Below are 3,927 nucleotides of genomic sequence, written 5' to 3'. Positions count from 1 at the left end.
GCAAAGAGACGCAGTAAAACAATACAGCGCTTGTTTGTCAACCGCATCCCTTTGCCGGACTCACTGGACCGATTTAAAAGGGATTGATGCTTATCCTTGATTTTGTTGTCGGATACTGACCCGTTCTTCTCCTTCATCTACTTCCGAGAGATAAACCGAAACCACTTCCGCCCGGGAGGTGGGAACATTTTTGCCGACATAGTCGGGACGGATCGGCAGTTCGCGATGCCCGCGGTCAACGAGGACAGCCAGTTGAATCATCTGCGGGCGTCCCCGGTCGATCAAAGCATCCATGGCGGCCCGAACCGTTCTTCCCGTAAACAAGACATCGTCGACCAAAATCACTTTTTTTCCGCTGATGTCCGGGATGTTGGTTTCCCGCACTTCGGGTTGGTCATTTTTTTCCGTCAAATCGTCGCGATAAAGCGTGATGTCCAACTCACCGCAAGGAAGGGATTTTCCTTCAATCTGATGGATCCGCTCTTTCAGCCGGTCAGCCAGATAAATCCCTCTGGTTTTAATCCCGATCAGAACACAGTCATCCACGCCCTTGTTCCGCTCCAAAATTTCATGTGCAATTCGGGTTAACGCCCGGCGAATCGCTGCTTCATCCAAGATCACTTTTTCCTTTCCCATGCTCTAAAGAACTCCCTTCTTTAATTTCGGCGGCACAAAAAAAGTCTTTGCCTTGCCAGACGGCAGACAAAGACCTCCTGAAAAAGGGCATACCAACCCTTTTTTACATTTCCGTGCCCTTGCCAGCCTCACTGGACTGGATTTAAAGGTTCCTTTTCACTTATCTGTATCATAACGGTTGGCTCTGTGCTTGTCAACAAACCTACTGCTTTAATGCCTTGTAAATTTTCTCCATATCCTCCGGCCACTCCGCTTCCAAGCGGATGCGCCGGCCCGTTCTCGGGTGCGTAAAACCGAGCACTTGGGCATGCAGGGCTTGCCCCTCGATCGCATAGGCATTTTTCTTCGGACCGTAGACCGGGTCCCCGATGAGCGGATGACCGATATATTTCATATGTACCCGAATCTGGTGCGTCCGGCCCGTCTCCAGCCGGCACTCCACCCATGTCGCCTTATCAAACCGTTCCCGCACAAAAAAATGCGTGACCGCCGGTTTGCTGTTTTGCGAGATCACGGTCATTCGCTGGCGGTGTTTGGGATCCCTGCCGATGGGTGCATCCACCGTGCCGTGATCGTGTGGAATCACACCATGGCAAAAGGCAACATACACCCGCTCAACCGAATGCTCCTTTAATTGTGCCGCCAACGACTGGTGTGCCAGATCATTTTTGGCCACCATCAACAAGCCGGAGGTGTCCTTGTCAATGCGATGAACGATTCCGGGCCGGGCAACCCCTCCGATCCCCGACAGTTCATCCCCGCAATGGGCCAAAAGCGCATGAACCAACGTTCCCGAGTCGTTTCCCGGCCCCGGATGGACCACCATCCCCCGGGGTTTATTCACCACAATGACATCCTGGTCTTCATATCGGATGTCCAGGGGAATCGGTTCCGGGCGGATTTCGGCCTCTGTGACCGGCGGGACTTTGAGGGTGACCACATCCCCTTGCTTCAAACGGTAATTTCCTTTTTTATTTTTTCCGTTCACCCAAGCCAATTGGGCACGGATCCATTCTTGAACCCGTGCGCGCGACCATTCTTCATTTTTTTGGGGAAGGAATTTGTCCAACCGTTCCCCGTCTGCCGAATCATCGACGGTCCACTCATAATACTCCATGTTTTCCCATGACTCGTTCATTGCGTGTCCCTCGCTTTGGTCAAAGGCTCTTTTTCCGCCGCGGGACTGGCAAAAGTCAACAAGACGAGCAGAAAAACGCCGACCACGATCGATGAATCCGCAAGATTAAAGATCGGAAATTGATAGGCGCCGAATTGGAAATGCAGGAAATCCACCACTTCTCCCAACCGGATCCGGTCGATCAAATTGCCGGCGGCCCCGCCCAAAATCAGGGAAAACGCCGTCGGCATCCAGGGTTTTTTTTCATCTTTGACCTGCCATAAGTAATAAACCACAAATCCAATGACAATCATCGTGATGGAGACAAACAGCCAAATTTTATCCTGCAAAATGCCAAATGCGGCTCCCCGGTTCCGGTGCGAGGTCAGATAGAAAAAACCGTCAATCACCGGAATGGATTCATACAGATTCATTTTATGTTCAACGAGCCATTTTGTGGTTTGATCCGATAAAAGAATGAGTAACGCAATCAAATAATATCTCAAGAGTCCTCCTCCTGTCCCCCACCGTCGGTAATCCTTTTATCCCTCCGATTGTAGCACAGGCCGGAGTCTTCTCACAAGCTTACGACAACGGGTCGTTCTTCCGTTCTTCCCGCTCTTTTTGAGCGTAGGCATCATTGTGGGTGATTTCGGTGATCTCACCCGTTTCCCCGGATAAATCCGTAATCGAAAACCCTTCTGTCAAGTCCACATACCCCCGGTGTTCATGCGAATCAACCGTCAACTCATTATAATTCCTTCCTTCCACAAAAAAATCCGGGGGATTGGAAGTGCCATACTGTTCCACATCCTGCCAGGCATCTTCTCCATCGTAAAAGTTCTTGTCACTTTGGTCCTGATTGTGGCCGCCGGGATCCATGACTTTTTCTTCCGCCGGACGCCGGATGGAGGAATGTTGCTCCGGATGATGATGGACACAATACTCCGCAGTCGGCACCGCTTCCAGCCGGTCTTCCGCGATCTCTTGGCCGCAAACTTTGCAAATCCCGTAGGTTCCCTGATCCATCCTCTCCAGGGCCTTGTCAATTTCCTTCAACCGGCGCTCATCATTTTCATTCAAGGCCAAATCTTTGCCCCGCTCGAAAATCTCCGTCCCCAAATCGGCCGGGTGGTTATCATAACCGGACAATTCACCGATCGATCCGTTCATGCTTTGATCCATGCCGTAAGAATCGTTTTGTTTCAACCGTTTTTCAATTTGGCTTTTTTCCTGTTCCAATTTCTGGCGCAGCCTTTGCCGGACAACCGGATTTGCCACTTTACATTTCACCTCCTGTTTGATGGAGTCAGCAATATCTTCTCCGCCTGACCCCCTTTTCATGTATCCCATTCGTTGGCGATCCGATAATTTCGAATAAACATAAATTTATTAAACCCCTTTCTTTTTCACTTTTATGCTGTTATGCTTTTGGGTAATAAAGTGAGGGGTGAAGACAACGAATGAGCCAATTGCAAAGAAAATTACGCCCTCGCCACGTTCAAATGATTGCCCTGGGAGGCGCAATCGGAGCGGGGATTTTTCAGGGCAGTGCAGAAACGATTCAATCCGCCGGTCCCGGGGTTCTGATCGCTTATTTGATCGCCGGAGTTTTGTTGTTTATTGTAATGGGATCGCTTGCGGAAATGGCGCTTGCCAACAAAGGATTGGATATAAGGGGACTCATTTATAAAGCATTGGGATACCAGGTTTCATTTGTGGTCGGTTGGATTTATTTCATCATGTGGATTTTGGTGATGGCCGTGGAAATCGTGGCCGCCGGAACCTTTTTGCATTACTGGTTTACCGGTCTTCCGGTCTGGCTGCTCAGCTTTTTGGTCGCTTTGGTGCTGGTCGGTTTAAACCTGTTGAGTGTCGGTCTGTTCGGAGAAGTGGAATTTTGGTTGACCGGCATCAAAGTGTTTACACTGATGGCTTTTGTCATTTTGGGTTCCGGATTGATGTTTGGATGGATTCCGACGGAAAATCCGCCGTATCTCACCCATCTGACGGCACACGGCGGTTTCTTGCCTCTCGGATGGAAAGGCGTAATTTCCTCCCTCTTGATTGTGATCTTCTCCTATGGCGGAACCGAAATGATCGGGCTCACCATCACTGAAATGAAAGATCCGGAAAAATCCTTGCCCAAAGTGATTAAAGATATCATAATCCGG

Annotated in this window: 5 protein-coding genes; 1 reads left to right on the top strand and 4 read right to left on the bottom strand. The window is 49.9% G+C overall.

Features of this window, described 5'->3' with window-relative positions; genetic code table 11:
* Positions 1-90: 90 nt before the first annotated feature.
* The 4 genes from pyrR to H1R82_RS14255 form a co-directional block, all read right to left on the bottom strand.
* The gene (gene pyrR, locus H1R82_RS14270; protein ID WP_181730810.1) at positions 91-636 is read right to left on the bottom strand and encodes a bifunctional pyr operon transcriptional regulator/uracil phosphoribosyltransferase PyrR; all 546 of its coding nucleotides are present in this window, start codon (positions 634-636) and stop codon (positions 91-93) included.
* Between the two features lie 202 nt (positions 637-838).
* Positions 839-1,774, bottom strand: a complete 936-nt coding sequence (locus tag H1R82_RS14265) for an RluA family pseudouridine synthase (protein WP_232333830.1) — start codon at positions 1,772-1,774, stop codon at positions 839-841.
* On the bottom strand, positions 1,771-2,259 hold the full coding sequence (gene lspA, locus H1R82_RS14260; RefSeq protein WP_181730811.1) for a signal peptidase II: 489 nt from the start codon (positions 2,257-2,259) through the stop codon (positions 1,771-1,773). Before lspA ends, H1R82_RS14265 begins: the two co-directional genes overlap by 4 nt.
* A 79-nt stretch (positions 2,260-2,338) precedes the next feature.
* Positions 2,339-3,034: a TraR/DksA C4-type zinc finger protein gene (locus tag H1R82_RS14255; protein ID WP_181730812.1), complete on the bottom strand. Its 696-nt coding sequence runs from the start codon at positions 3,032-3,034 to the stop codon at positions 2,339-2,341.
* Between the two features lie 182 nt (positions 3,035-3,216).
* On the opposite strand from H1R82_RS14255, the gene H1R82_RS14250 reads away from it, so the two are divergent.
* A partial coding sequence (locus H1R82_RS14250; protein WP_181821711.1) for an amino acid permease occupies positions 3,217-3,927 on the top strand: 711 nt, incomplete at its 3' end.

This window comes from Thermoactinomyces intermedius (assembly GCF_013912365.1).
GTDB classification, from domain to species: domain Bacteria; phylum Bacillota; class Bacilli; order Thermoactinomycetales; family Thermoactinomycetaceae; genus Thermoactinomyces; species Thermoactinomyces intermedius.
Note: the sequence above shows the minus strand (reverse complement) of the source record. Positions and strands in the feature narration are given on the sequence as shown.